General features: G+C 72.8%; 18 protein-coding genes. 10 read left to right on the top strand and 8 right to left on the bottom strand.

Annotated elements, in window-relative coordinates:
* The first annotated feature begins 28 nt into the window (after nt 1–28).
* Nucleotides 29–1,399, top strand: coding sequence for a glycosyl hydrolase family 18 protein (locus ACX27O_RS09400; protein ID WP_030327583.1), 1,371 nt, complete (start codon nt 29–31; stop codon nt 1,397–1,399).
* 50 nt (nt 1,400–1,449) lie between these two features.
* On the opposite strand, the gene ACX27O_RS09395 is transcribed toward ACX27O_RS09400, so the two are convergent.
* Complete coding sequence (locus ACX27O_RS09395; protein ID WP_458939269.1) at nt 1,450–2,337, bottom strand: winged helix-turn-helix transcriptional regulator; 888 nt, start codon at nt 2,335–2,337, stop codon at nt 1,450–1,452.
* A gap of 175 nt (nt 2,338–2,512) precedes the next feature.
* Between ACX27O_RS09395 and ACX27O_RS09390 the strand changes: the two genes are divergently transcribed.
* From ACX27O_RS09390 to ACX27O_RS09380, 3 genes are all read left to right on the top strand, one after another.
* Complete coding sequence (locus tag ACX27O_RS09390) at nt 2,513–2,740, top strand: hypothetical protein (protein ID WP_030327581.1); 228 nt, start codon at nt 2,513–2,515, stop codon at nt 2,738–2,740.
* 58 nt (nt 2,741–2,798) lie between these two features.
* A complete protein-coding gene (locus ACX27O_RS09385; protein WP_210866111.1) occupies nt 2,799–3,755 on the top strand; it encodes a 5'-3' exonuclease in 957 nt (318 codons plus the stop codon).
* Nucleotides 3,756–3,932: 177 nt separating this feature from the next.
* Nucleotides 3,933–5,090 carry a low temperature requirement protein A gene (locus ACX27O_RS09380; RefSeq protein WP_030327579.1) on the top strand — a complete coding sequence of 386 codons (1,158 nt, stop codon included), beginning with the start codon at nt 3,933–3,935 and terminating at the stop codon, nt 5,088–5,090.
* A 34-nt stretch (nt 5,091–5,124) separates the two neighbouring features.
* On the opposite strand, the gene ACX27O_RS09375 is transcribed toward ACX27O_RS09380, so the two are convergent.
* Nucleotides 5,125–5,952, bottom strand: coding sequence for a hypothetical protein (locus ACX27O_RS09375; protein WP_458939268.1), 828 nt, complete (start codon nt 5,950–5,952; stop codon nt 5,125–5,127).
* 255 nt (nt 5,953–6,207) lie between these two features.
* On the opposite strand from ACX27O_RS09375, the gene ACX27O_RS09370 reads away from it, so the two are divergent.
* Entirely contained in the window at nt 6,208–6,414 is a 207-nt protein-coding gene (locus ACX27O_RS09370; RefSeq protein WP_030327576.1) for a hypothetical protein, read from the top strand.
* Between the two features lie 80 nt (nt 6,415–6,494).
* Here the strand turns inward: ACX27O_RS09370 and ACX27O_RS09365 are convergent, their stop codons facing one another.
* On the bottom strand, nt 6,495–6,857 hold the full coding sequence (locus tag ACX27O_RS09365) for a winged helix-turn-helix transcriptional regulator (protein ID WP_210859619.1): 363 nt from the start codon (nt 6,855–6,857) through the stop codon (nt 6,495–6,497).
* A 95-nt stretch (nt 6,858–6,952) separates the two neighbouring features.
* On the opposite strand from ACX27O_RS09365, the gene ACX27O_RS09360 reads away from it, so the two are divergent.
* Both ACX27O_RS09360 and ACX27O_RS09355 read left to right on the top strand, forming a co-directional pair.
* A complete protein-coding gene (locus tag ACX27O_RS09360) occupies nt 6,953–7,834 on the top strand; it encodes an NAD(P)-dependent oxidoreductase (protein WP_210859618.1) in 882 nt (293 codons plus the stop codon).
* Nucleotides 7,835–7,995: 161 nt separating this feature from the next.
* Nucleotides 7,996–8,955: a TIGR03557 family F420-dependent LLM class oxidoreductase gene (locus ACX27O_RS09355; protein ID WP_030327573.1), complete on the top strand. Its 960-nt coding sequence runs from the start codon at nt 7,996–7,998 to the stop codon at nt 8,953–8,955.
* Nucleotides 8,956–9,081: 126 nt separating this feature from the next.
* Here ACX27O_RS09355 and ACX27O_RS09350 read toward each other — a convergent pair whose 3' ends face one another.
* The 5 genes from ACX27O_RS09350 to ACX27O_RS09330 all read right to left on the bottom strand — a co-directional run bounded on the left by ACX27O_RS09350 (nt 9,082) and on the right by ACX27O_RS09330 (nt 17,525).
* On the bottom strand, nt 9,082–10,584 hold the full coding sequence (locus ACX27O_RS09350) for a right-handed parallel beta-helix repeat-containing protein (RefSeq protein ID WP_030327572.1): 1,503 nt from the start codon (nt 10,582–10,584) through the stop codon (nt 9,082–9,084).
* Between the two features lie 172 nt (nt 10,585–10,756).
* Nucleotides 10,757–12,853 carry an APC family permease gene (locus ACX27O_RS09345; protein ID WP_167337258.1) on the bottom strand — a complete coding sequence of 699 codons (2,097 nt, stop codon included), beginning with the start codon at nt 12,851–12,853 and terminating at the stop codon, nt 10,757–10,759.
* An 87-nt stretch (nt 12,854–12,940) separates the two neighbouring features.
* Nucleotides 12,941–13,342 carry a hypothetical protein gene (locus ACX27O_RS09340; protein ID WP_030327569.1) on the bottom strand — a complete coding sequence of 134 codons (402 nt, stop codon included), beginning with the start codon at nt 13,340–13,342 and terminating at the stop codon, nt 12,941–12,943.
* A gap of 374 nt (nt 13,343–13,716) precedes the next feature.
* A complete protein-coding gene (locus ACX27O_RS09335) occupies nt 13,717–14,487 on the bottom strand; it encodes a DUF5995 family protein (RefSeq protein WP_030327568.1) in 771 nt (256 codons plus the stop codon).
* Nucleotides 14,488–14,627: 140 nt separating this feature from the next.
* Nucleotides 14,628–17,525, bottom strand: a complete 2,898-nt coding sequence (locus ACX27O_RS09330) for a helix-turn-helix transcriptional regulator (protein WP_210866107.1) — start codon at nt 17,523–17,525, stop codon at nt 14,628–14,630.
* Between the two features lie 194 nt (nt 17,526–17,719).
* Here ACX27O_RS09330 and ACX27O_RS09325 point away from each other — a divergent pair, with 194 nt between their 5' ends.
* The 3 genes from ACX27O_RS09325 (at nt 17,720) to ACX27O_RS09315 (ending at nt 24,127) form a co-directional block, all read left to right on the top strand.
* Nucleotides 17,720–19,957, top strand: coding sequence for an AAA family ATPase (locus ACX27O_RS09325; RefSeq protein ID WP_458939267.1), 2,238 nt, complete (start codon nt 17,720–17,722; stop codon nt 19,955–19,957).
* 105 nt (nt 19,958–20,062) lie between these two features.
* Nucleotides 20,063–23,347 carry an ATP-binding protein gene (locus tag ACX27O_RS09320; protein ID WP_358136576.1) on the top strand — a complete coding sequence of 1,095 codons (3,285 nt, stop codon included), beginning with the start codon at nt 20,063–20,065 and terminating at the stop codon, nt 23,345–23,347.
* Between the two features lie 90 nt (nt 23,348–23,437).
* Nucleotides 23,438–24,127 carry a hemerythrin domain-containing protein gene (locus ACX27O_RS09315; protein WP_458939266.1) on the top strand — a complete coding sequence of 230 codons (690 nt, stop codon included), beginning with the start codon at nt 23,438–23,440 and terminating at the stop codon, nt 24,125–24,127.
* Nucleotides 24,128–24,156 lie beyond the last annotated feature (29 nt).

The raw sequence follows: 24,156 nt of genomic DNA, 5'->3' as shown, positions 1-24,156 counted from the left end.
TCGTCCCCCGCCCACGGGAAGGCCCCCGATGTCCTCACCACTACGCCGCGCCCTCGCCGCCGGCCTCCTCGCGCTGGCCACGGCCGGTGCCACCCTCACCGTCACCTCCACCGCCGCGCAGGCCGTGGTGCTGCCGAACAACTTCAAGAGCGTCGGCTACATGCCCTCCTGGGCCGGCAACGTCAACACCATCCAGTACAACAAGCTCACCCACATCAACTACGCGTTCGTGCTGCCCAACAACGACGGCAGCCTGCGCGCGGTGGAGAACCCGAGCAAACTCTCCTCGCTGGTCTCCCAGGCACACGCCAACAACGTCAAGGTGTCGATCGCGGTCGGCGGCTGGAACGACGGCAACGACTCGGCCTTCGAGGCCCTCGCGGCCAACTCCGGCAGCCGGACCACCTTCGTCAACAACCTGGTCAACTTCGTCAACCAGTACAACCTCGACGGCGTCGACATGGACTGGGAATACCCCGACCCGGGCGCCTCGGCGAACAACTACACGGCGCTCATGACGCAGCTCGGCACCGCCATGCACAGTCGCGGCAAGCTGCTCACCGCCGCCGTGGTCTCCGAGGGTTACTCCGTCGACGGCGTGCAGCCGGCCGTGTTCAACCAGGTCGACTGGCTCAACATCATGGCGTACGACGGCGGCAGCCCGCACTCGAACTACGACTGGTCGATCAACAGCGTCAACCTGTGGAAGGCCCGCGGCCTGCCGGCCAGCAAGGCCGTCCTCGGCATCCCGTTCTACAGCCGTCCCGGCTACTACACCTACTCGGCGCTGGTCGCGCTGGACCCGGCGAACGCCAACCGGGACTGCACCACCGCCGGCGGGGCCCAGCAGTGCTACAACGGCGTCCCGACGGTCAAGCGCAAGACGCAGTGGGCCCTCGCAAACGCCGGCGGCGTGATGAACTGGGAGCTGTCGCAGGACACCACCGGCTCGACCTCACTGGTCAGCGCCATGTACGACACGATCATGGGCGGCACCACCCCGCCGCCGACCGGTCGTACCGGCCGGATCACCGGGATCGGCGGCAAGTGCGTCGACGTGGCCTCGGCCAGCACCGCCAACGGCGCCGCCATCCAGCTCTGGACCTGCAACGGCACCAACGCGCAGACCTGGACCGTCGCCAGCGACAGCACGCTGCGCGCCCTCGGCAAGTGCGCCGACATCGCCAGCGGCTCCACCGCCAACGGCGCGAAGGTCCAACTCTGGGACTGCAACGGTAGCGGCGCGCAGGTCTGGCAGGCGCAGTCCAACGGGACGCTGCGCAACCCGCAGTCGAACAAGTGCCTCGACGCCACCGACAACAGCTCCGCCGACGGCACCCGGCTGCAGATCTGGGACTGCTTCGCCGGCGCCAACCAACGCTGGACGCTCCCGGCCTGACGCCACGCCCGCAGGCTGTTGCCCCGGGGCTCCCGATCGACGCCACCGCGTCAGTCGGGGGCCCCGGCGAGCTCACGGACCACTGTCAGCATCTCCTGCACCGAGCCGGCCGGGTCGGTGACCGGGAACTGCACCGCCCGCACCACCGCCGTCGGGTCGACCAGCAACGTCAGTCGCTTGAACCGGTTCACCCCGCCCGCCCGGAACACCGGCAGCAGCAGCCCCGCCGCCAGCCGACCATCCTCATCGGACAGCAGTGGAAACGGCAGCTCGGCGTACGCGGCGAAGGCGGCGAGCTGGTCGGGCCGCTGGGTGCTGACGCCGTACACCCGCACCCCGGCGGCCTGGAAGTCCGGGTGACGCCTGGCGTAGGTGGTCGACTCCAGCGTGCACCCCCGGGCACCGGGAATCTCCGCCCAGCCGAGCGGGTAGCCGTGCGTCCCCGGCGCGTACGCCCCCGGGAACAGGTAGAGGACGCTCCACGCCCCCGTCGCGGCCAGCGCGACCGGCTGCCCGTCGGCGGCGGGCAGGGCGATCTCGGGCAGCCGCCGGCCGACCAGATCATGTGCCCGGCGCGCCTCGGCCGAGCCGGCGTCGGCGGTAGCGGTCAGATCACCGTCACCCATGAGATACCTCGTCCCCCAGTCCTGCATGGCGATCAGCACCGGCAACAGGCCCTCGCCCCGCGCGGTGAGCAGATAGTCGTAGCGGGGCGGGTGGTCCGAATACGGTCTGCGTTCCAGCACACCGTGCTCGACCAGCGCGGCGAGGCGTTCGGTCAGCGCCCGCCGGCTGACGCCCAACTCCCGTTGGAGCCCGTCGAAGCGGGTCGTGCCACCGGCGACGTCGCGAACGATGAGGAAGGTCCACCAGTCCCCCAGCACGCCCAGCGCCTGCGCGATGCCGCAGTCCGCATCGGCAAGATCCTCCCGCCGCACCGTCCACCTCCATTGGTTCCGCCTCGACTATAGTCCGTTCCGGATTGGAACGGACTGCTCGGCGACGGCCGGGTGCCGGCACGCCCCCGCGCGTCGGTTTCCCTCATCGAACGCCACCGCGACCCCTAGCCTGGAAGCGGGGAGCCGCCCGGACTCCCCGACCGGGAGGACCGACATGGCAGCGAACCAGGCGAGCCAGGCCGCGACACGCCGCCGCCGCCAACTCTGGGCCGGCGTCCTCGCCCTCGTCGGCCTGGTCCTGCTGATCATCGGCCTCACCGTCGCCGACGGCGTCGCCGCCTGGGTCGAGGTGGTGGTCGCGATCCTGCTGCTGGTGACCAGCTACATCGTGCAGCACCTGGCCCGCCGCGAGACCGTCTACCAGCCCGACGAGCGCCGCTGACCCCACCGACGGCCGGGCGTACCCCCGATCGTCAGAGGGTTGTGCCAGGCTGTCCGGCGTGGCACACCGACCCCCGATCCTGCTGATCGACGCAGCCAGCCTCTACTTCCGGGCCTACTTCGGCATTCCGGAGTCCGCCGCCAAGGCCGAGGACGGCACCCCGGTCAACGCGGTACGCGGCTTCCTCGACATGCTCGCCACCCTGATCCGGGTGCGCGGCGCCGACCGGATGGTCTGCGCCCTGGACCACGACTGGCGCCCGGCGTGGCGCGTCGACCTGCTGCCGTCGTACAAGGCGCACCGGGTCGCCCCGCAGGGCGGCGAGATCGTTCCGGACACCCTCTCCCCGCAGGTCCCGATGATCCTGGAGGTCCTCGCCGCGGTGGGCATCACCGCGGTCGGCGCCACCGGCTACGAGGCCGACGACGTGCTCGGCACCCTCTCGGTGACCCAACCCGGCCCGGTCGAGGTGGTCTCCGGAGACCGGGACCTGTTCCAGCTCGTCGACGACGCCCGAGAGGTCCGGCTGCTCTACGTCGGGCGCGGCGTGGCCAAACTCGACGACTGCGACGACGCCGCGGTGCGGGCCCGCTACGGCGTACCGGCCGACCGGTACGCCGACTTCGCCGCGCTGCGCGGCGACCCGAGCGACGGGCTGCCCGGAGTGGCCGGCGTCGGCGAGAAGACCGCCGCCCGACTGATCGAGCGCTACGGCAGCATCGCCGGCATCCTGGCCGCGCTCGACGACTCCGACTCGTCCTTCGCGCCCGGCCTGCGCGCCAAGCTGGTCGCGGCACGCGACTACCTGGGCGTCGCGCCGACAGTGGTCCGGGTCGCCCTGGACGTGCCACTGCCGCAGCTGCCCACCGCACTGCCGACCGCGCCGGCCGACCCGGACCGGCTGCTCGAGCTCGCCCAACGATGGAACCTGGCCGGCTCGGCCCGCCGCCTGGTCGACGCCCTCGCCGCCCCCCGCGGCGGCGAGAAGCCGTCGACATCCCCGCAGGCGGGCTAGCCGCCCGACACAACCCGGTCGGGGGACGGGCGGGCGAACGCGCGCCAGTGCCCTCGCCCGCTCGTTACCGTCCGTTGAGGCGGACCCACAGGTCCATCGAGTCGAGCGGTTCCGCAGGAGAATCCCGTGCACCTCCCCGCGCCGGAACCCGGGTCACCGCGGGCCAGCGGTCCACCGGTGCGCGACCCGGAGGGCCCGCGCCGGGTCACCCTCCTCGAACTCTTCTTCGACCTGGTGTACGTGGTCGCGCTCGCGCTCATCTCGCGGGGACTGGTCGACCAGCTCGACTGGCACCGCGCCGCCGAGGCGCTGATCATGTTGGCCGCCGTGTGGTGGACCTGGGCGATCACCACGCTCGTCACCGACATGTACAACCCCGAACGCACCGAGATCAAGCTACTGATCAGCGCCGTGATGTTCGGCGCGCTGCTGATGACCACGGCGATCCCGGAGGCGTTCAACAATCGAGGGATCGTCTTCGCCGGCACGTACGTGGCGATCCACCTGGGGCGTGGACTGTTCCTGATGCCAGCGGTACGCCGCGAACCACAGACCCAACGGCGGGCGGCCCGCATCTTCCTGTGGTTCGTGGTGTCGGCGATCCCGTGGCTCATCGGCGCATTCGTCAGCGAGGACGCCCGGATCGCCTGCTGGGCCACCGCGCTCGCCATCGACTACCTCGGCTTCCGGCTCGCGTACCCGGTGCCGGGGCTGGGAGTGGTCCCGGAGCAGCAACGCAACGTCACCGCGGAACATCTCTCCGAGCGCTACCAGCAGTTCTTCATCATCGCGCTCGGCGACGCCATCCTGACCATCGGCACCATGTCCAGCATGGAGCACACCGAGGCCGAGAACATCGGCGCGTTCGCTGTGGCGTTCCTGACCACGCTGCTGCTCTGGCGGATCTACGTGCACAAGTCCGGCGAACTGCTGCCGACCGCCATCCAGACGGCCCGCTCCCCCAGCAAGTTCCTGTTCAGCGCGCCGTACACCCATCTGTTGATGATCGCCGGGGTGGTCACCACGGCATCCGGCTTCCACCTGGTGCTGCACGACCCGACCGGGCGGACGCCGCCGGCCTGGCTCGCGGTGATCCTCGGCGGCCCGGCGCTCTTCCTGGCCGGCCGGGCCTGTTTCGAGTACGAGGTGTTCAGCCGGGTGTCCTGGTCCCGGCCCGGTGGGGTGCTGGCGCTGCTGACCATCGCGCCCGCCCTGCTGTACCTGCCGCCGGCCTGCGCGTCCCTCGGCGGGCTGCTGGTGCTGGCCGGCGTGGCCTACGCGGACTTCCGGCGCAGTCACGGCAAGCCACCGGAGGCCCCGTCACCGCCGCACTGAAGCCGGCCGGGCCGCGGGCATCGCCGGCAACGGCTCAGACCAGCGCCCCGGCGTACCCCCGGACCTGCAACCGTTGCCGGGCGGTGCCCGCCAGGCGCACCTGCAGGCCCAGCGGCGCGGCGGCGCGGCGGACGTCGTCCAGGTGCAGCGACCCGTGCCGGTCCACCGTGAGCACCGGCGGTTCTTCGAGGTCACCCTCCGGCGCGTGGAACGAGAGCAGGGTGACCGAGGTGGTGAGGTAACCCGGGTACGCGGCGCGGGCGGCGGCCTCGTCCCGGTGCACGAGCACCACCAGATCGTCGAGGTGGGCGAAGTCGGCGGCCAGGGCGCCCGCCTTCCAGTGCGCCGGTTCCTCAGCCGCGCCGGTCAGGTGCCGCGACCGGTTCGCCGAGGTGATGTAGAGGTGATCCGTGCCGGCCTCGGCGAGCGCCCGCTCGAAGAGGGCGTTGGACGGGCAGGTCAGCCCCGGTGCGATCACCTGGGTGGTCCGCATCCCCTGGTCGACCTGGGTGAGGTGGTCGGGGAGCCGGTCGGCGGCCGGCCCGCGGAAGCCGAACGGTCCGGCCCCGTAGAGGGCGTCCATCAGCGCGCGCACCCGACCGACCGGCAGCCGGGGCGAGATCCGCGTCCAGTCGAACATCCCCGGGATCCGGCCGATCGCTGTGGTGATGCTGCCGACCTGGTGGGCCGGTCGACCCTTGGCCAGGTTGACCCGGCGCACGGTGGCCGCGTCCGGGCGGGCGACGATGACGTAGAAGTTGGCGAACGCCGCCGCGACGATCGCGCCGCCGGCGAGCGCGCGGGCCGCGACCGCGACGTCCTCGGGGCGGTCGATGTACAGGGGCGGTGTCGGGGCGTCCATGAGTCCTCCTCGGCGGGGCCGTGAGGCAGTTCTACGTCCACTCAGCCCGATCACGGCGAGGTCGGTCGTCGATCCGATAGCCGACAGGCGCTACCCGGTGCGGGCGGCGGATGCCCGGGCGGTACGCATCGGCGGACGGCATCGGCCGGACGGAGGATCCGCCGCAGGCGGCCTTAGCACGCAACAGTTAGCGGCGCGACCCGATTGGGTACAACCGCTGCACCTCAGATCCACCACATACCTCAGGAGGCAGCGATGCGCGGCACCTCGATTCTCGGAGTCATCGTCGTGATCTGGTTGGTGATCGGCGCCATCGCCGCTGGCCAGCGCGGCTACTACAGCGGTGACGACACCAACTGCGCCGAGGCCGGCACCATCCTGGTCACGATCGTGGCCGGGCCGCTGAACTACATCGGCGCCAACCCGAAGGTCGACTGCAAGCTGCCCGAGCCTTCCAAGTAGGCAACAGACGTAGACCGGCCCGTGCCCCCCGGCGGTGGGGCGCGGGCCGGTGCAGTTTCCGGCGAGGTCGCTCCGGAGCACTAGCCCGCCTCCTCCCCCGGCCGTCGAACGGTCGACCGATCGCGTCCCCAGGCGGCCAGCGGCTCGAGGGCGTCGTTGAGGCGCGTGCCGTCCTCGGTCAACGAGTACTCGACGCGGGGCGGCACCTCGTCGTAGGAGACGCGGCGTACGATGCCGTCCGCCTCCATCTCCCGTAGGTGAGAGGCCAGCACCTTCTCCGTGATCCCCGGAAGCAGTCGACGCAGCTCGCCGAAGCGACGCAGGGGGTGCTCGTGGAGCGCCCAGAGGATCAGCACCTTCCACTTGCCGCCGATCACCTCCATCGCGGTGTCGATACCGCAGGCGTGTCCGTCCGCGGTGCCCGGCCGGTTCACCGTCGCCATACCCACCCCTCCGACGTGCTCGCTCACCCCCGGGTAACCACGCACCTCGATGTGCGTACTTGATCACCTGGGGGCCGGTGACCAGCCTAATCGGCATGGAACCGAACACTGTGGAGAAGCCCTCCGTCACGATGCTGGGACTCGGCGCGATGGGTACCGCGCTTGCCCGAGCCTGGCTTGTCGCCGGCTACCCGCTCACCGTCTGGAACCGCACCCCGACCCGCGCCGCAGCGCTCGTGCCCGAAGGGGCAAGGGTCGCGGGCAGCGCCGCACAGGCGGTCGCGGCAAGCACCCTGGTCGTCGTCTGCCTGTTGGACGACAGCTCGGTCGACCAGGTGCTGGCCGGCGTGGACCTGATCGGCCGGGATCTGGTCAACCTGACCACCAGCACCCCTGCCCAGGCCCGCGCCCGCGCGGCGTGGGCCCGCCGACGCGGCGCGCGGTACCTGGACGGTGGAATTATGGCTGTCCCACCGATGGTCGGCGTCCCGGAGGCCGGCGGCTACGTCTTCTACAGCGGCTCACGAGCGCTGTTCGAACGGCACCGGGAGACGCTGGGCGTTCCGGTCGGCACCACCTACGTCGGTGAGGACGCGGGCTTCGCGGCCCTGCACGACGTGGCTCTCCTCAGCGCCATGTACGGGATGTTCGCCGGGGCCGCGCACGCATTCGCCCTGATCCGCCGGGAGGACATCGACCCGTCGGCGCTCGCCGCACTGCTCGCCGACTGGCTCGTCGCGATGGTCCCGGCGGTTCACCAGACCGCCGACCAGCTGCGCAGCGGGGACTACACCAAGGGGGTCGTCTCCCCTCTCGCCATGCAGGTGGCGGGCACGCCGACCTTTCTGAGCACCGCCGAGCAGCAGGGCGTCAGCCCCGAACTGCTCAGCCCCTACTTCGACCTGATGCGCCGCCGCCTGGCGGAGGGCGGTGGCGAGGAGGACCTGACGGGCGTCATCGATCTGCTGGTGCGGTGACGGTGTCCGGTGGCTGGAGGCGGTCCTTGGCACCTGCCGTCGTCCACCGCACTCCGCCTACGGCATCCTAGGAGGCTGGTTTGCGGCCTGTGGCGTTTGTCCGCGCCGGGGCCGGGAACCGCCGATGCCTCAGTCAGCGAAACGGGATCGGGAGTGCGGGCATGCAGATCGGCTACAAGTTGGCCTCGGAGGGGTACGGCCCGCAGGAGATCATCCGCCAGGCCGTCCTGGCCGAGCGGGCCGGCTTCGACTTCGTCGAGATGAGCGACCACTTCCACCCCTGGCTGGACGCACAGGGGCACTCGTCCTTCACCTGGAGCGTGCTCGGCGCCATCGCGGCCAGAACCAGCACCCTGCGTCTGGCCACCGGTGTCACCTGCCCGACCGTCCGCTACCACCCGGCGATCATCGCCCAGGCCGCGGCGACCATGGCACTGATCTCCGACGGCCGGTTCACCCTGGGCGTGGGCGCAGGCGAGCGGCTCAACGAGCACGTGGTCGGGCAGGGCTTCCCCAGCGTGCGGGGCCGACACGAGCGACTACGCGAGGCGCTGGAGATCATCCGGCTGCTCTGGCAGGGCGGCTACCAGTCGTACGAGGGACGGCACCTGCACCTGGAGGACGCCCGAGTCTTCGATCTGCCGGACACCCTGCCCGTGATCGCGGTGGCGGCCAGCGGTGAGGCGTCGGCGCGGCTCGCCGCCGAGTTGGGCGACGGACTGTTCGCCACCGACGCGGACGCGTCGATCGTCGAGCACTACCGACGCGCGCAGGGTGCCGGCCCGCGCTACGCCGAGGTGCCAGTGGCCTGGGCCACCGACGAGCAACAGGCGGTGCAGGCGGTGTTGCAGACGAGCCGGTGGATGGTGACCGGCTGGAAGGTGATGAGCGAGCTGCCGAACCCGGTCAACTTCGACGCGGCGAGCGCGTACGTCGAGGAGAAGCACATCCGGCAGCTCTTCGCCGTCGGCCCGGACCCGGAACCGCACGTCGCCAAGGTCCGGTCGTACGTCGAGGCCGGCTTCGACCACATCGTGCTGCAGAACGCCGGCCCCGACCCGGACGGCTTCCTCGACTTCTTCGCCGGCGATCTCGCCGGCCGGCTACGTGCGATGGGGTGACGCCGACGGGCGGCGGGGGTGACGCCCGCGGGCGGCGTTTGACCGGGGCGGGCACGGGCGAGCCGCCCCGACCGATCACCGGGGCGGCTCGTCCGCGTTCTCGGGATGAGGTGCGCGAGTCGACGTTCAGCGGAAGCAGTGCGCGATCGGCACCTGGCTGCCCTCGCAGTTGGTCGGCTCGTTCTCGACGACCACGCTCTCATCGTCGATCTTGACCTGGGCGTGCATGCCGAAGACACCACCGGGCTTCAGCGTCGACGCGTTGTGGGTGACCTTGCTGGTGTAGATCGCCACCGAGCCCGCGCTGGCGTAGATGCCGCCACCCTGGGACGCCGCGCCGACCGCCTCGTTGCGGACCACGTCGCTGCCCCGCACCAGCAGATTCGCCTTCTCGGCGTAGATGCCGGCACCCAGGCCGTGGGTGGTGTTGCCCTCGACCACGCTGTCGTCGAGCGGCGTCAGGCCCTTCACCGTCGAGATGCCGCCGCCGTTGACAGTGGACGTGTTGCCCCGGATGGTCATCGTGCGCATCACCAGCACCGCGTCGGAGTTGGCGGCGCCGCCGCCGACCTGGGCGGTGTTGTTGAGCAGCTCGGTGTCGGAGACCTTCGTGCGGGCCGAGAAGCTGGCCAGCCCGCCCCCCTGGGCGGCGCTGTTCTGGGTGAAGGAGACGCTCTCCACGTCGGCGGCACCCCGGTAGTTGCCGAGCCCGCCGCCGTAGCCGTTGGCGCTGTTGCGGTGGAACTCGGAACGCTTCAGCGTCAGGACACCACCGTTGAGCAGGCCCCCGCCCTTGCCCGCGGCGCCCGATGCGCTGTTGCCGACGAACGTGGAGTCGGTGACCACCATGTTGCCGTCGTTGAAGATGCCGCCACCGCCGCCCTCGGGCGACAGCGAGGTGCTCTGCGAGACGGTGACCCGTTCCACCACGGCGGTGGCGCCGTGCACCACGTGCACACTGCCACCCTCGATGGCCGAGCGGCCGTTGTGCAGTTCCATGTCCCGCAGGGTCAGCTCGCCGCCGTCGCGGACGGTGAAGAAGCGGAACGGGGCGGCCTGGGCGTCGCGGGCGATGGTGGCGCCGGCGCCGTCGATCGTGATGGCCTGGTAGATCACCGGCAGTCCGGCGGTGTCATCGGCCGGGTTGTGCGGCGGCGCCTCGGCGTCACCGGGGGTCTCCGCCGCGTCGGCCGCCTCCCGGGCGTCGCGGATTCCGCCGTCGTACTGGTCGGTCTCGTGGAACGCCTCGGTGAGAGTGTAGCGGCACTTGGGCGCGAGCCGGAGTTCGCCGCCGCCCTCGGCGTTGGCGGTCACCAGCGCCGCGACCAGCTTCGCGGCGTCGCAGGGAACCGACACGACGCCCCGCTTGCCGGTGCCCGGGGTGCTCGGACGGTCCTGTTCCGGGCCGTCCTGGTCCTGCTGCGTCGCCCGCCGGTCGCCGTCGCGGCGGTCGTCGTCAGCCGCCGGGGTCAGTCGGGCCAGACCTGGGAGGGTGAGGGCGCGGTCGGCGGCGGCAGCCGCTCCGGCCACGCCCACGACCAGGCTCCCCGCCAGTAAACCGCCGGCTAAGAACCATCGGGACCGCCGTCTGGGTCGACTCGCGCGGTCTCCCTCTCGGTACGTGGACATCAACGGTGCCTACCTTCCTGCCTACCTGACGTGACCGCGCCGATCCGGGCGCGGAGGGCCCGACATGCTCGCCGACCACCAAACGTCACGATAGGTCCGCAATACGGACAGGAAGGTGTGAACGTGAATAGTGCCCTCTTTCATCTTCAATGCCGGCAAATCGGCATCGACGTCACCCGCCGACGTGGATCCCGGGCCGGCGCAGCGGGTCCCGTTCGGTGCGTCGGATGATCTCCCGCACCACCGGCGGGGTGTCCCCCCGACCCAGGATGAGGTAGCGCGCCAGGTGCGCGATCGGGCTCCCCTCCGACCACTCGAAGTGCGCGTGCGGCCGGACCCCGGTGGCGTCCCGCAGGGCCAGCAGGATCGCGGCGATCGCGTTGGGCGCGGCCGGACTGTTGGCCCGCAACACCCGGAAGCCGCCCACCTCGATCCCGTGGACGCGCAGCACCTGGCTGAAGTCCGACGGATCCACCACATCGATCTCCAGGAACAGCACGTCCGCGGCGCCGGGCACCGGGTTCATCCCGCGTTGCGCCCGCTCCTTGATCGTGTACTCCTTCACCGAACCCTTCTGCCGCTTGTTCGCGATCAGGTGCAGCTGCCCGTCGTGCGCCAGCGACTCGGTGATGAACCGACGGGCCGGTTCGTCGAACTCGATGCGCTCGGCCCGCAGCTCGGTGGTCCGGGTGACCCGGGAGACCAATGAGACCGCGATGATGCCGAGGATGAACAGCGCGGAGATCGTGATCCCGTCCGGCTGTTCGATGACGTTCTCCAGCAGCGCGTACAGCAGCACCAGGGTCAGCACGGTGAAGCCGATCGCCGAGGCGCGCCGGTGGCGACGGGCCGCGGAGATCGTCACCGCCACCGCCCCGGAGACCATCATCGCCAGGATCCCGGTGGCGTACGCGCCGGCCTGGGCGTTGACGTCGGCGCGGAAGGCGATCGTGATGGCGACGCTGACGACGGTGTAGACGATCACCACGGGACGCACCGCCCGCGCCCACTCCGGCGCCATCCCGTACGACGGCAGGTAGCGCGGCACGATGTTGATCAAGCCGGCCATGGCCGACGCGCCGGCGAACCAGAGGATGAGCACACTGCTCACGTCGTAGACACTGCCGAACACCTCACCCAGGTAGGTGTGCGCCAGGAAGGCCAGCGCCCGCCCGTTCGCGGCGCCGCCCGGCGCGAACTCCTGCTTCGGGATGAGCGCCGTGGTCACGAAGGTCGTCGAGATCAGGTACACCGACATGATCAACGCGGCGGTGGTGAGCAGTCGGCGCGTGTTGCGGATCCGGGCGGCGAGCCGGGCCTGCTGGTCCGGACCATCCGCCGCGACCAGGGGCATCATGCTGACCCCGGTCTCGAAACCGGAGAGCCCCAGCACCAGCAGCGGGAACGCCAGCACCGCGGTGAGCAGCACGTGGCCCGGTCCCCCGCCGGTCGTGGTGATCGCGGCCGTCCAGTCCGACACGATGCCCGGGTCGGCGGCGATCCGGGCCACCGCGACCACGACGATCACCGCGTTGAGCACCAGGAAGACCGCGACCAGCGGGATGGCCACCACCACCGCCTCGCGGAATCCGAGCAGGAACACCCCGCCGAGGATCAGCAGCAGCACCACGGTGACCACGACCGGCACCAGGGACCCGTGCACCGTGTCCGGCAGGTACGGGTTCTCCAACAGGTGCACTGTGGCGTCGGCCGAGGAGAGGGTGATCGTGATGATCCAGGAGGTGGCCACGAAGCCGAGCAGCACCAGGACGAAGATCTTGCCCCGCCAGAACGGCAACAACCGCTCCAGCATCGCCACCGAACCCTGACCGTGCGGGCTCTCCTGGGCCACCCGCCGGTACATCGGCAGCATGCCGAAGAGAGTGAGCGCGACGATCAACAGGGTCGCCAACGGGGAGAGCGCACCGGCCGCCACCGCCGCGATGCCCGGCAGGTACGACAACGTGGAGAAGTAGTCCACGCCGGTCAGGCACATCACCTGCCACCAGGCGTGCCGACGGCTCTGCCCCTCGATCGCCTCGGGGCCGGGCGGCTGCACCTGGTGCTGGAAGAGCCACCGGCGCAACGGGCTGGTCGGCGACAGTGAGCGGGCCGGGGTGGCCACACGTTCGGGCACCACGACACCCTGCCGGCCGCCCCGGTGCGGGCGGGCCGGATCGCGGGCCGCCCGCAGTGCCGGGTCCGGACCGGTCGGCGTATGCCGGCGTCCGTTCCAGCGTCGTGGTTTAGCCCGGTGCTCGTCACCCATCGCCAGTCCCACCCTCACAGGTCCTGATCCGACGGTAGGCGCTGCCCCGGCGCCCGGTCGGCGGAACCGGCCACCTGTTCGGCCTGCTCAGGACAGGTCCGCGACGGCGAGCAGCCGGGCCAGCGCGGGTGGGTCGGTGACGGTCACCGTGGCCGCCGGGTGCCGCAGCCGCCCGCCGGGCAGCAACGCCGGCACCGGTACGCCGAAGCGCAGACAGATCCCGCCAGCCGTACTGCTGCCGAAGGTCGCACCGCCGTCGGCCAGCGACAGGTGCGGGCCGATCGCCCGCCACCAGCGGTACGGCCCGCTCAGCTCGACGGCGACGACGTTGTCCCGGGCGGTCCGCAGCCGCCACGGCCCGTACCGGATCATCAGATCCCGTTCGCTGACGGCGACCCAGGCCGTCGCCGGACGGACCCCCAGCAGGGCCAGCATCGGCCGGAACGCCGCATCGAAGCGGAACGGAAATCGCGTGGCGACGCCGGTCATCGGGCGCCGGGCCGCGCGGTGGGTCGCGACACCGGGCCGCCCGGCCGCAGCGGGCCGGGCCGCGCGGGCCGGGGGCGGGCGGCGGGCCGACGCCGGGCCAGGACAATCATGGCGCGGGCGTACCCGATCCGAGCCCGCCGACACCCCCGGATCCGCACGCCGTCGACGCGCCCCCACCCGGCGGTCCCCCACCGCCGGCCGACACCCCCCGGGCCGGCCGACGGTGGCAGACGGTCGACACCCCCCGGGCCGACCGGCTGTCCCCGCTCGTGACCGACCCGATTTCGGGTGGCCACGCGGGGTGGAACTGGTGGGACGCGCTCCCGCGCTCCGCCGCCCCCCACGGGGCGGAGCGCGGGAGCCCCCCGTCCCGGCTACTGCAGGAACGCCCCGAGGGGCGAGAGCAGCAACCGGCCGAGCGCCGCGGCGTTGTCGTCCAACCGCGTGCGCTCACACTCGCGGGCCTGCGGGTCGTGCCGGCACCGCCAGATCTTCTGCGCGTTGCGCCAGGCGACATCGCGCGTGTACTCGACCAGTTCCCCCTGGTACCAGTCGTCGATGTCACCGTTGAGCATGTCGATGAGCAGCTGCCACCGCTCCAGGTAGCCACGGCGCAGGCCGGGGATCTTGTCCGCGAAGATGTTGTTGATCTCGAGGTAGTCGTGGTGCTGGTCGCTGCCGTCGACCGGCTCCGACTCCAGGTGGTCGAACGTGGTCACCAGGGCGAACGGCAGGTCGAAGTTGATGTGCGCGTTCACCCCGGCCGCCGCCGAGGGCAGCGGGCGGGCGTCCGGCCCCCGCATCCGCTCGAACAGGCACGACCACGCCTTCGGGGTGCCGGGGCTGGAGTCGGTCCACAGCCGCATCGCGTCGAAGTAGCGGGCGGCGAACTCGACGTCGAGCCGGGAGAGGAAGACCGGGTCGATGAAGCGGTCGTCGTACAGCCCGTCCAACACGCTGCTGGTGATCGTCAGGTAGAGCTTGTTGAAGTCGGCCAGCGGGCAACTGGCCTCCAACGGTGGCAGCCGGACCAGCATGTCCTGCAGCTTGGTCAAATGATCGACCACGGCCGGCACGTCCGCGGGGTGGTCGGCGAGCAGGTCGACGATGTCCCGGTGCACGGGCCCCCAGACCGGTTCGATCATTTCTCCTCCATTGTGGTCGGCGGCATCCCCCGTGCCGTCGTCGACGCGGCTCAGCCTCTCAGCCGACACCGGCCCGCCGGATCAGTAGAACGACGTATCCCGGCGCGCACACGCGCGCCGGGATACGTCGTGGTGGTAAGTCAGCCCCGTTGGTTGCGCAGCTGGATCGCGCTGGCCTGCACCCGGGTCCGGACCTGGAGCTTGTCGAAGATGTGCGACACGTGCACACCGATGGTCCGCTCGCTGATGAACAGCCGCTGCCCGATCTCCTTGTTGGTCAACCCCTCCGCGACCAGGGCGAGCACCTCCCGCTCCCGTGCGGTGAGCGCCGTCAGCTCGTCGTCGGACGCCTCCGCCGGTGCGCTGCGCGTACCGGTGGTGGTGTCGCGCTCGTCCAGCGACACCCGGGCCCGCCCGGCCAACTCGCGGATCTCCGAGGTCAACGGCACCGCACCCAGCCCCTGCGCCACCCGGTACGCCTCCCGCAGGAGCTTGCCGGCGGTGGCCAGCCGGCTGCGGCGGGCCAGCAGCGCCTCGGCCTGCCGCAGCCGCGAGTAGGCCGCCGGATAGGGGTGGTTGCGCCGATCCCACTCGGCGGCCGACACCGCCCACAGCTCCGGGTCGCTGCCGTCGAGGCGGCTCACCTCGGCGGCGCACAACGCCAGGAAGCCCTCCACCACCGAGCGCACCGGCCGGGCGGCGCCGGCGCTCTTGCGGGCCATCCGGTCGGCCACGTCGCGCAGCCGGCGCACCGCCGTCGGGTCCACCTCCACGGTGCGGCTGGCGTGCGCCTCCGCCTCGGCGCGCAGGCCGTGCCAGACCAACGCGGAGAGGATCATCACGTCGTCGGAACGGCTCTCGGTGAGGCCGCGCTGCACGGCCTGCCGCGCCACGTCGTGCCGACCCTCCCACATGGCCAGCCCGGAGCGCAGGGTGAGCAGCGGAATGACGTGCCGCGCCCCGCCGCCGGCGAGCAGGGTCGCCACCGCGTCGAGGTCCCGACCGGCGGCCTCGATGTCGCCGTAGCCCACCGAGAGCCGGCACCGGGCCAGCAGCAGCTCCACCGCGTCCGCACCGGACGGTCGGTGTCGCAGCGCTACGGCCACCACCTTCTCCGCCTCGGCCCACTGGCCCACCCGGAACAGCCCGTTGATGGCGATGGCCAGCAGCCGGGTGCCCCAGGTGCGGCCCAGCCCCAGCTCGGCCACCCGTTCGGCACCCCGACGGGCCACCACCACACCCTCTTCGAGGATGTTCAGCGGCCCGGTCAACAGCTCCGCCAGGTGCAGGTACGCGCAGGCCACATCCTCCGGCTGACCGGCGCGCTCGGCGGTGTCGAGGGCGTCACGCATGACCGCCAGGCCGGCGTCCGGGTCTTCCAGGAAGGCGTCGCTGAAGCCCAGCGCCGAACTGGCCAGCACCACCTCGGTCGTCGAGCCCGCCACGTTCTCGGCCAACGCCAGCGCCTCGCGGGCCCGCTCGCCGGCGTCGGCGTACCGGCCGAGGTGCAGCAGCAGCTCGGCCAGCCGGGCGGCGGCGGTGGCCCGGTCCCGGGGGGAGCAGTCTTCGGCCTTCAGCGCCCGCTGGTACTCCTCCTCGGCCAACGCGGAGCGACCGGCGGCGGCCAGGTAACGGGCACGGCGGATGTGCAGCGCGCAGCTCGGCTCGCCACCGCGCAGCGCGACCAGCTCCTCCAGCAGGGCCAACGCGCGGGCGTGCTCCCCACAGTGGTGGGCCGCCTCGGCGGCGTTCTCCAGCAACTCGACCCGGTCCACCGTCGACGGGCCCGGCTCGGCGGCCAACTGCAACGCCGCGGACCAGTGCCGGTGCGCCTCGGCGTAACCGTGCAGCCGTTCGGCCTCCTGCGCGGCGGCCACCGCCGCCGGCAGGGCGCGTGCCGGTTCGCCGGCCAGTCGCCAGTGGTGCGCCAGCCGGGCCTGGTGCAGCTCGCCCGGCGCCGTGGTCAGCGCCTCGGCGTAGCGGCGGTGCAGCCCGGAGCGCTCGGCTGGCAGCAGCTCGTGGGCCAACACCTCGGCGACGAGGCGGTGCCGCAGCCGGTAGCCGTCGTCGGCGCCGACCAGCAGCCGGTGCGCGACAGCGGCGCGAGCCGCGGCGATCAGCTCGTCCTCCGGCATCCGCAGCACCTCGGCCAGCAGCCAGTGCTGCACCGGCTCGACACCGGCGGCCACCGCGTGCACCACGGCGTGCGCGTGCTGGGGCAACGCGTCGACGCGGTCGAGGAAGATCTCCCGCAGTGTCTCGGACAGGCCGTCGCGGCCGTCGCGCAGGTCGCGGGCCAGTTCCTCGATGACGAACGGGTTGCCGCCGCTGCGCTGCCACACCTGCTCGGCCGCGTCGGCGCTCAGCGTCCGGCCGACCACCGCAGCGGCGAGCGTCTCGGTGTCGGCCCGACCCAGCGGCGCCAGGTCGAGCACCCGCACCGTGCGCAGCCGACGCAATTCGGTGAGCACCCGACGCAGCGGGTGCGCGCCCTGCAACGACTCGGCCCGGACCGCGGCCAACACCGACAGCTGAAGATCACCCAGGCCGGCGAGCAGGTAGAGCAGAAGCTGACGGGTGCTGCGGTCGACCCACTGCAGGTCGTCCAGGATCAGCACCAACGGCCGACCCTCGGCGATCAGGTGCAGGCCGCGGGAGACCCGCTCCAGCAACGCGCCCGCGCCGTCCGGGCCGGCGGTCTCGTCGGCGAACATCTGCAGCAGCCCCCGCACCGCCGAGGAGGTGCGGGCGGGCGAGGCGGACACTTCGGTGTCGAACCGGCGCAGCGCCTGCAACAGCGGGTGCAGCGGTGAGGCGTCGCCGATGTCCAGGCAGCTGCCGGTGAGCACCACGGCACCCCGCTCCCGCAGGCGGTCGCCGATCTCATCCAACAGCCGGGTCTTTCCCACACCGCTCTCGCCGGTCAGGAAGACCGCCGCGGTCTGCCCGTGCGCGCCGTCACCGAGCAACGCGGACCGAACCGTCTGCACCAGCTCGGCCCGGCCCACGAGCGGTGCGGTGTCCACATCGCTGGCCATGCCACGCAGCCTAATCACAGGGCCCCGCACCGTTCTACGGCTGCCTGCCGCTTGTGGTACTCCTCGCGTCGACTTTGCGACTAAAGGTTGCAGGTGGCCGACATACGTCGTTCTGCAGATCCCCCGTCGGCCCAGGAGTGCCAATCTCCGGAGGTGATCAGGCAACCGCGGGGAGAAAGGCCGGTGCGACACCCATGACCACCAGCATCATCGTCGACACGCAACGGACCGTCACCCCGCTCTGGCCGGTACCGCAGGAGAGGCGCGTCGTCACCGTCCTTTTCGCGGACATCGTCGGCTCCACGGCCCTGGTGGGCCGCCTCGACCCGGAGGACGTCCGGGCGTTGCAGCAGGCCTACTTCGACACCGTCGCCGGTGTGCTGCACCGCTGGCAGGGGGTGGTGGAGAAGTACATCGGCGACGCCGTGATGGCCCTCTTCGGCGCGCGGCACTCCGACGGCTTCGACGCCTACCGGGCGGTGCGCGCCGGCCTGGAGATCCAGGCCGCGCTGGACCGCCGGCCCATGGTCGGCGACATCCGGCTGCGCGTCCGCGTCGGGGTGGCCACCGGCGAGGTCGTGGTCGACCTCGGCGACGTCGTCACCGGCGGGCACGGCGTGGCCAGCGGCGCGGTGATCACCGCCGCCGCCCGCCTGCAGGAGTACGCCGCACCCGGCGGCGTCGCGCTCTGCGCGGCCACCGCCCGCGCCACCGCCGGCCTGATCACCCAGCGTCAGCTGACGCCGGTGCCGGTGGCCGGTCGGGTGCCGCCGGTGCCGCTGTGGCACGCCGTCGGCCCGGTCCGCCCCGGCGCCGACCGGCACGACGGTCCGCTGATCGGCCGACGCCGCGAACTGGCCACCATCCGCGACCAGTTGGGCGGGGCCATCCGGGACCGGGCGCCACGCTGGATCTCCCTGGTCGGCCCCACCGGCAGTGGCCGCAGCCGGCTGCTGCACGAGCTGACCCGCGGCCTGACCACGGTGGACGGTACGCCCGTCCGCTGGTGCGTGGCGGCCTGCCAGCCGTACCCCGATCAGGTGTTGGCGCCGGTCGCGCACCTGCTCCGAAACCTCGCCGGGATCCGGCACAGCGACGGACCGGCGGCGGTCCACGACCGGCTGGTCACCGCCCTGACGCCGCTGTTCCCGCCGACCAGGGTGGCCACCGCCGTCCCGGCGCTGCAGCGCCTGCTGACCACCCCGGACGGCTCGGCCGCTGCCCTCGCCGGCGCGGCGATCTGCCGGGAGGTCCTGCTGCGCCTGGCCGCCGACCGGCCGCTGATAGTGGCCGTCGACGACCTGGACCGGGCCGCGCCGGCGGTGAGCCGGTTCCTGCACGCGTTGTTCCGCGCGGCGACCGAGCGCGCGCTGCCGCTGGCAGTGCTCACCGTGCACCAGCCGCAGTGGGCCGACACCCGGCCCGGTCCGGCCCGACGGGTGACGATCGGCCCGCTGGCCACTGTGCAGTCCGGCCGGCTGCTGCGCCACCTGCTCAGCCGGGCCGGGCAGCCGGTGGCCCTGGTCGACCGGCTGCTGCCGCTGGTGGGAGGCCGCCCCGGGCACGCGACGGCGTACGTGACGTCGCTGGTGGACGGCGCCGACCCGGCGGCACTTGCGCTGCCCGAGGCGGTCCGCCGGGCGGTCGGCGCGGAAGTGGACCACCTCGACGGTGAGCGGCGGGCGGTGCTGATGGCCGCCGGCACCCTCGGTGGCCTCATCCACGGCGCGGCAGTGGACCGGGCACTCGGCTGGACGCCCGGCCGGTCCGCACCCGCGCTGCGCGGTCTGGTCGCCGCCGGGCTGCTGCGTCCGCACCGCGTCGACGGGTACGCGTTCGCCGCGCCCGCGCTGCGCCAGGTCGCCGCCGAGCGGTTGCCCCGCGCCCTGCGCGCCGTCTTCGCCAGCCGAACCGCCGACACGCCGCGCCTCGACACCGTCCACGCGCACACCGCCGACCCTGCCGAGGCGGTCGGCACCGGCGTCGTCGACGCCGCGACCGCGCAGGTCGTGCGTCTCGACGCGGTCCGCTCCCGGGCCGGCCTCGACACCACACTGGCCCCGGTGTCGCGACCGGGTGCCACCGGCCCGGTGCGGCACCGACCCGTTCGCACCCCGACGATGGCCACCGCGCCGGCCGCGCCGAATCGGCAGACCCACCGTTTGCCGGGTTCCGGTCGGCTGCGGGTCGTCGGGTCGGCCGGTGACGGGCCGCCGACCCCGGCCGCCTCGACGGCCGCGTCCCGACGCAACGCGGCCGGGCACTGGCCCCCGGAGGTCGCCCGATCCCGGGCGGCGATCAGCGCCAGGCCCGCCGTACCGGGCTCCGCCCGACGGGGTGCGCTCGTCGGCGTCGGGGAGACACCCCCGTTACGCGGCACGCCCGGTACGCCGTCGCCGCGCTGGTCGGATGCTCTGGCCGCCTGCGCCTGAGGTGGCATCGAGAGCGAGGCGCCCCCACCTGGGGTGAGCTGGCTTGCCACCGTCCGACGGGAGCGGGCGAGCCGGTCACCCGGCGTGACTAGGATTGGTCCCGTCATGCTGCTACGGGTGCTCGGGCCGCTTGAGGTCGAGGTCGACACAGGCGGGCCGGTCGACCTCGGCGGCCCCCGGCAACGCGCCGTGCTCGCGCTGCTGCTCGCGGCCCGGGGCGAGGTCGTCTCCGTCGGTCAGCTGATCGAGGATCTGTGGCGGGGCGACGCGCCACCACGGGCGATCGCCTCCCTGCAGGCGTACATCTCGCACCTGCGCCGCCTGGTGGAACCGGCCCGCGAACGCCGGGCGCCGGCCCGGGTCCTGGTCACCGCGGCACCGGGTTACGCGCTGCGGCTGCCCGCCGACGCCGTCGACGCCGGCCGGTTCGAGACCCTGCTCGCCGAGGCGCGCGCGGTCGGCCCCACCGACCCGAGCCGGGCACGTCACCTGCTGCGCGACGGCCTCGACCTGTGGCGCGGTCGGGCGTACGCCGAGTTCGCCGGGGAGCCGTGGGCGCAGCCGGAGGTGTTGCGGCTGGAGGAGCTGCGCCTCGGCGCCCGGGAGTTGCTGCTCGACGTGACGGTGCGCTGCGGCGACGCGGCCGAGGCGGTGCCGGAGGCGGAGTTGCTGACCCGGCAGGCGCCGCTGCGGGAGGAGAGCTGGCGGTTGCTGGCGCTGGCGTTGTGGCGTACCGGCCGGCAGGGCGACGCGCTCGCCGCGCTGCGGCGGGCGCGGGCGACCCTGGCCGACCAGCTCGGTCTGGACCCGGGCCCGGCGTTGGTCGAGGTGGAGTCCGCGATCCTCGGCCAGCGCCTCGACCTGCTGCCACCGGCGACGCCGGCACCGGTACGCGCCGGGCGACAGGTGTCGCAGGAGGTCTTCGTCGGCCGGGAGGTCGAGGGGGAAGCGCTGCGGCAGGCCGCCGCCGACACGGTGGCGAGCGGGCCGCGGGTCGCAGTGCTCAGCGGTGAGGCCGGGGCCGGCAAGACCAGCCTGCTCACCCGGTTCCGGCAGGAGCTCATCGACCACGGCTGGCTGGTCACCGTCGGCCGTTGCCCCGAGGTCGACGGCGCCCCGCCGGCCTGGGCCTGGGTCGAGGCGCTGCGGCAACTCGCCGAGCAGGCACCCCCGGGCGACCTCGCACCCGCGCTCGCCCCGCTGCTCGGCGGCGGCGACGGTGAGCCCGGTGGCGACGTCACCGCCGGCCGGTTCCGGCTGCACCGCGCGGTGGGCACCTGGTTGGACGCCGCCGCGACCCGCAGACCGGTCGCCGTGATCCTCGACGACCTGCACGCCGCCGACGCGGAGACCCTGCTGCTGTTGCAGAGCGTCACCGAGATGACCACCGGCGCCGTCCTGTTCGTCGCGGCGCTGCGGCCCGCGGACAACGCCGACCGCCTCGCCGAGACGATGGCCGTGCTGGCCCGCCGGTCACCCCACCGGATCCCGCTGGGCGGCCTGAGCACGTCCGAGGTCGAACGGCTGCTCGGCGCGCTGGCCCGGACCACCGTCGACCCGGACACGGTCGCCGCGTTGGCCGAGCGGACCGGCGGCAACCCGTTCTACGTCCGGGAGTCGGCGCGGCTGCTCGCCGCCGAGGGCACGCTCGTCGCCACCTCCGACGTGCCCGAGGGCGTACGCGACGTGCTGCGCCGACGGCTCTCCCGGCTGCCGGCGACGGCCGTGTCGGTGCTGCGCCTCACCGCCGCCGTCGGGCGGGAGGCTGACGTGCCGACGCTCGTCGACGCCGCCGGCACCGACGAGGCCACTGTGCTACGGGGGCTGGAGGCCGGGCTGGCCGCCGGACTGCTCACCGAACCGGCGCCCGGGCGGGTGCGGTTCGTGCACGGCCTCGTCTGCGACACCATCTACACCGACCTGCCGCAGCTGCGCCGCACCCGCCTGCACGCCCGGATCGCCGCCGCCACCCGCCGGTTGCGGCCCGACGACTACCCGGCCCTCGCCCACCAGTACGCCCGCGCCGCGTCGGCCGACACCGCGCCGCTCGCCGTGGACTACGCCATCCGGGCCGCCGAACTGGCCGAGCGACGGTACGCGTACGACGCCGCGATCGAGCTGCTCAGCAACGCCGTCGAGGCCGCCGCCACGGTCGCCGGGGACCGCGACGCGCTGCGGGTCGACCTGCTCGGCCGGCTGTTGCGCGCCTACGCGCGCGCCGGTGCGGTGGCCGCCGCCCGGCAGACCCGCGCCCGGGCGTTCGACGTCGCCGCGCAGTCCGGCCGCGACGACCTGCTGGTCGCGGCGTTCACCGCGTGGACCGTCCCCACCCCGTGGCTGACCCACGAGTACGGCGTGGTGGACCACCGCGTCGTCGAGGTGCTCACCCGGCTGCTGCGCGCCGACGACCTGGACCCGGTTGCCCGTTGCCGACTGCTGGAGGCGCTCGCCACGGAGTTGGACGGCGAATCCGACCCGCGCGGCGTGGCGGCCGGGCGGGAGGCGTTGGCCCTCGGGCGGCGCCTCGACGACCCCGAGCTGCGGGCCCTCGGGCTGGCCGCGCGGATGCGCACCATGAGCTACGAGCGGGAAGCGCCGGCCCGTCGGGAGCTGGCCGTGGAGCTGCGCGACCTCGCCGACGAGCATGGGCTGGTGACCTACCGCTCGGTAGCCGAGCAGGTGCTGGGCCACTGCGCCGCCGCCCTCAACGAACCGGACGAGCTGCGCCTCAGCGTCGCCCGGCAGGGGTGGCTGGCCGAGACGTACCAGCTGAACGAGGCGCAGACCATCAACCTGTGCTCGTTGGGCACCCTCGCGCACGTCGCCGGCGACTTCGTCGCCGCGCAACGGCACTACGACGAGGTCGCCGTGCAGATGCGGCGGCAGGGTTCGCTGCACGCCGAGTCCTTCCACTACTTCTCCACCGGGACCCTGCTGATCAGCCAGGGACGGTTCGGTGAGCACCTGGCGGCGACCCGGCGGATCCGGGAGTCGTTGGGCCCGATCGTGGACGACCTGCTGGCGCTGGCGTTGATCGGAAGCGGACGCCTGGCCGAGGCGCGGGCCATGCCGATCGGGCGGCACACGTACCGCCCGGACTACTTCGAGTCGGCGTTGCTCACCGTCCGCGGGATGGTCATCGTGGCGCTGGGTCGGCGGGACCTGGCCCAGCCGGTGATCGACGCGCTGCTCCCGGTCAGCGACCAACTGGCCGGTTTCTCCACCACCGCGGCCGTGGTGCGGCCGGTCGCGTTGACGCTCGGGGAGCTGTGCCGGCTGCTGGGCCGCACCGAGGAGGCGACCCGGCACTTCACGCTCGCCGCACGGGTGGCCCGCCGGTGGGAGTCGCCGCACTGGCTGGCCGAGGCGACGGCGGCGTTGGCCGGCTGACCGGCACGGTTGGTGGATTCCAAGCCGGTTACAAGTGACACCGAGCATGATCAACAGATCTGTGCCAGTTGATCCCTCGGAAAGGTCACCGTGAACCAGAACCACCGCGAAGCCATGGCCGACGTGCGCGACATGTACATGGCGCACTCCGCGCTCCGTCGCGAATTCAGCCTGCTGCCGCAGCTCGTCCGGGACGTCACACCGGGCGACACCAGGCGCGCGGAGGTCGTCGGCGCCCACGCCGAGATGCTCTGCCACATCCTGCACCTGCACCACGAGGGCGAGGACCTGCTGCTGTGGCCGCTGCTGCTGGAGCGCGGCGGCGCGCAGGCGGCGATCGTCCCCACCATGGAGGCGCAGCACCACGCCATCGAGGACGCCCACGCGGCGGTGGTGGCCCTCCTCCCCCAGTGGCGTCGTACCGGACGCGACGGCGAGCAGCTCGCCGACGCCCTGGAACAGCTCCGCAGCGCGCTGATCGAGCACATGGCTCTGGAGGAGAAGGAGATCCTGCCCCTGGCGGAACGGCACGTCACCGCCAGGGAGTGGATGCGGCTCGGCGAGCACGGGATGAGCAAGTCCTCGAAGAAGCAGCTGCCGTTGGCCTTCGGCCTGGCCATGTACGAGGGCGACCCGGCAGTGGTCAAGGCGGTGCTCGCGCACGCCCCGCTGCCGGCCCGGTTGCTCATGCCGATCATCGCGCCCCGGCTGTTCGCCAACCACGCCCGGCGGGTGCACGGCACCGCCACTCCCCCACGCATCGGCGCCACCGCCAACTGAGCGGGGTCGGCGGCTCAGCCGACCGGCCA

The organism is Micromonospora sp. SD19 (assembly GCF_054462275.1).
This window is presented reverse-complemented; position numbering and strand designations above follow the sequence as displayed.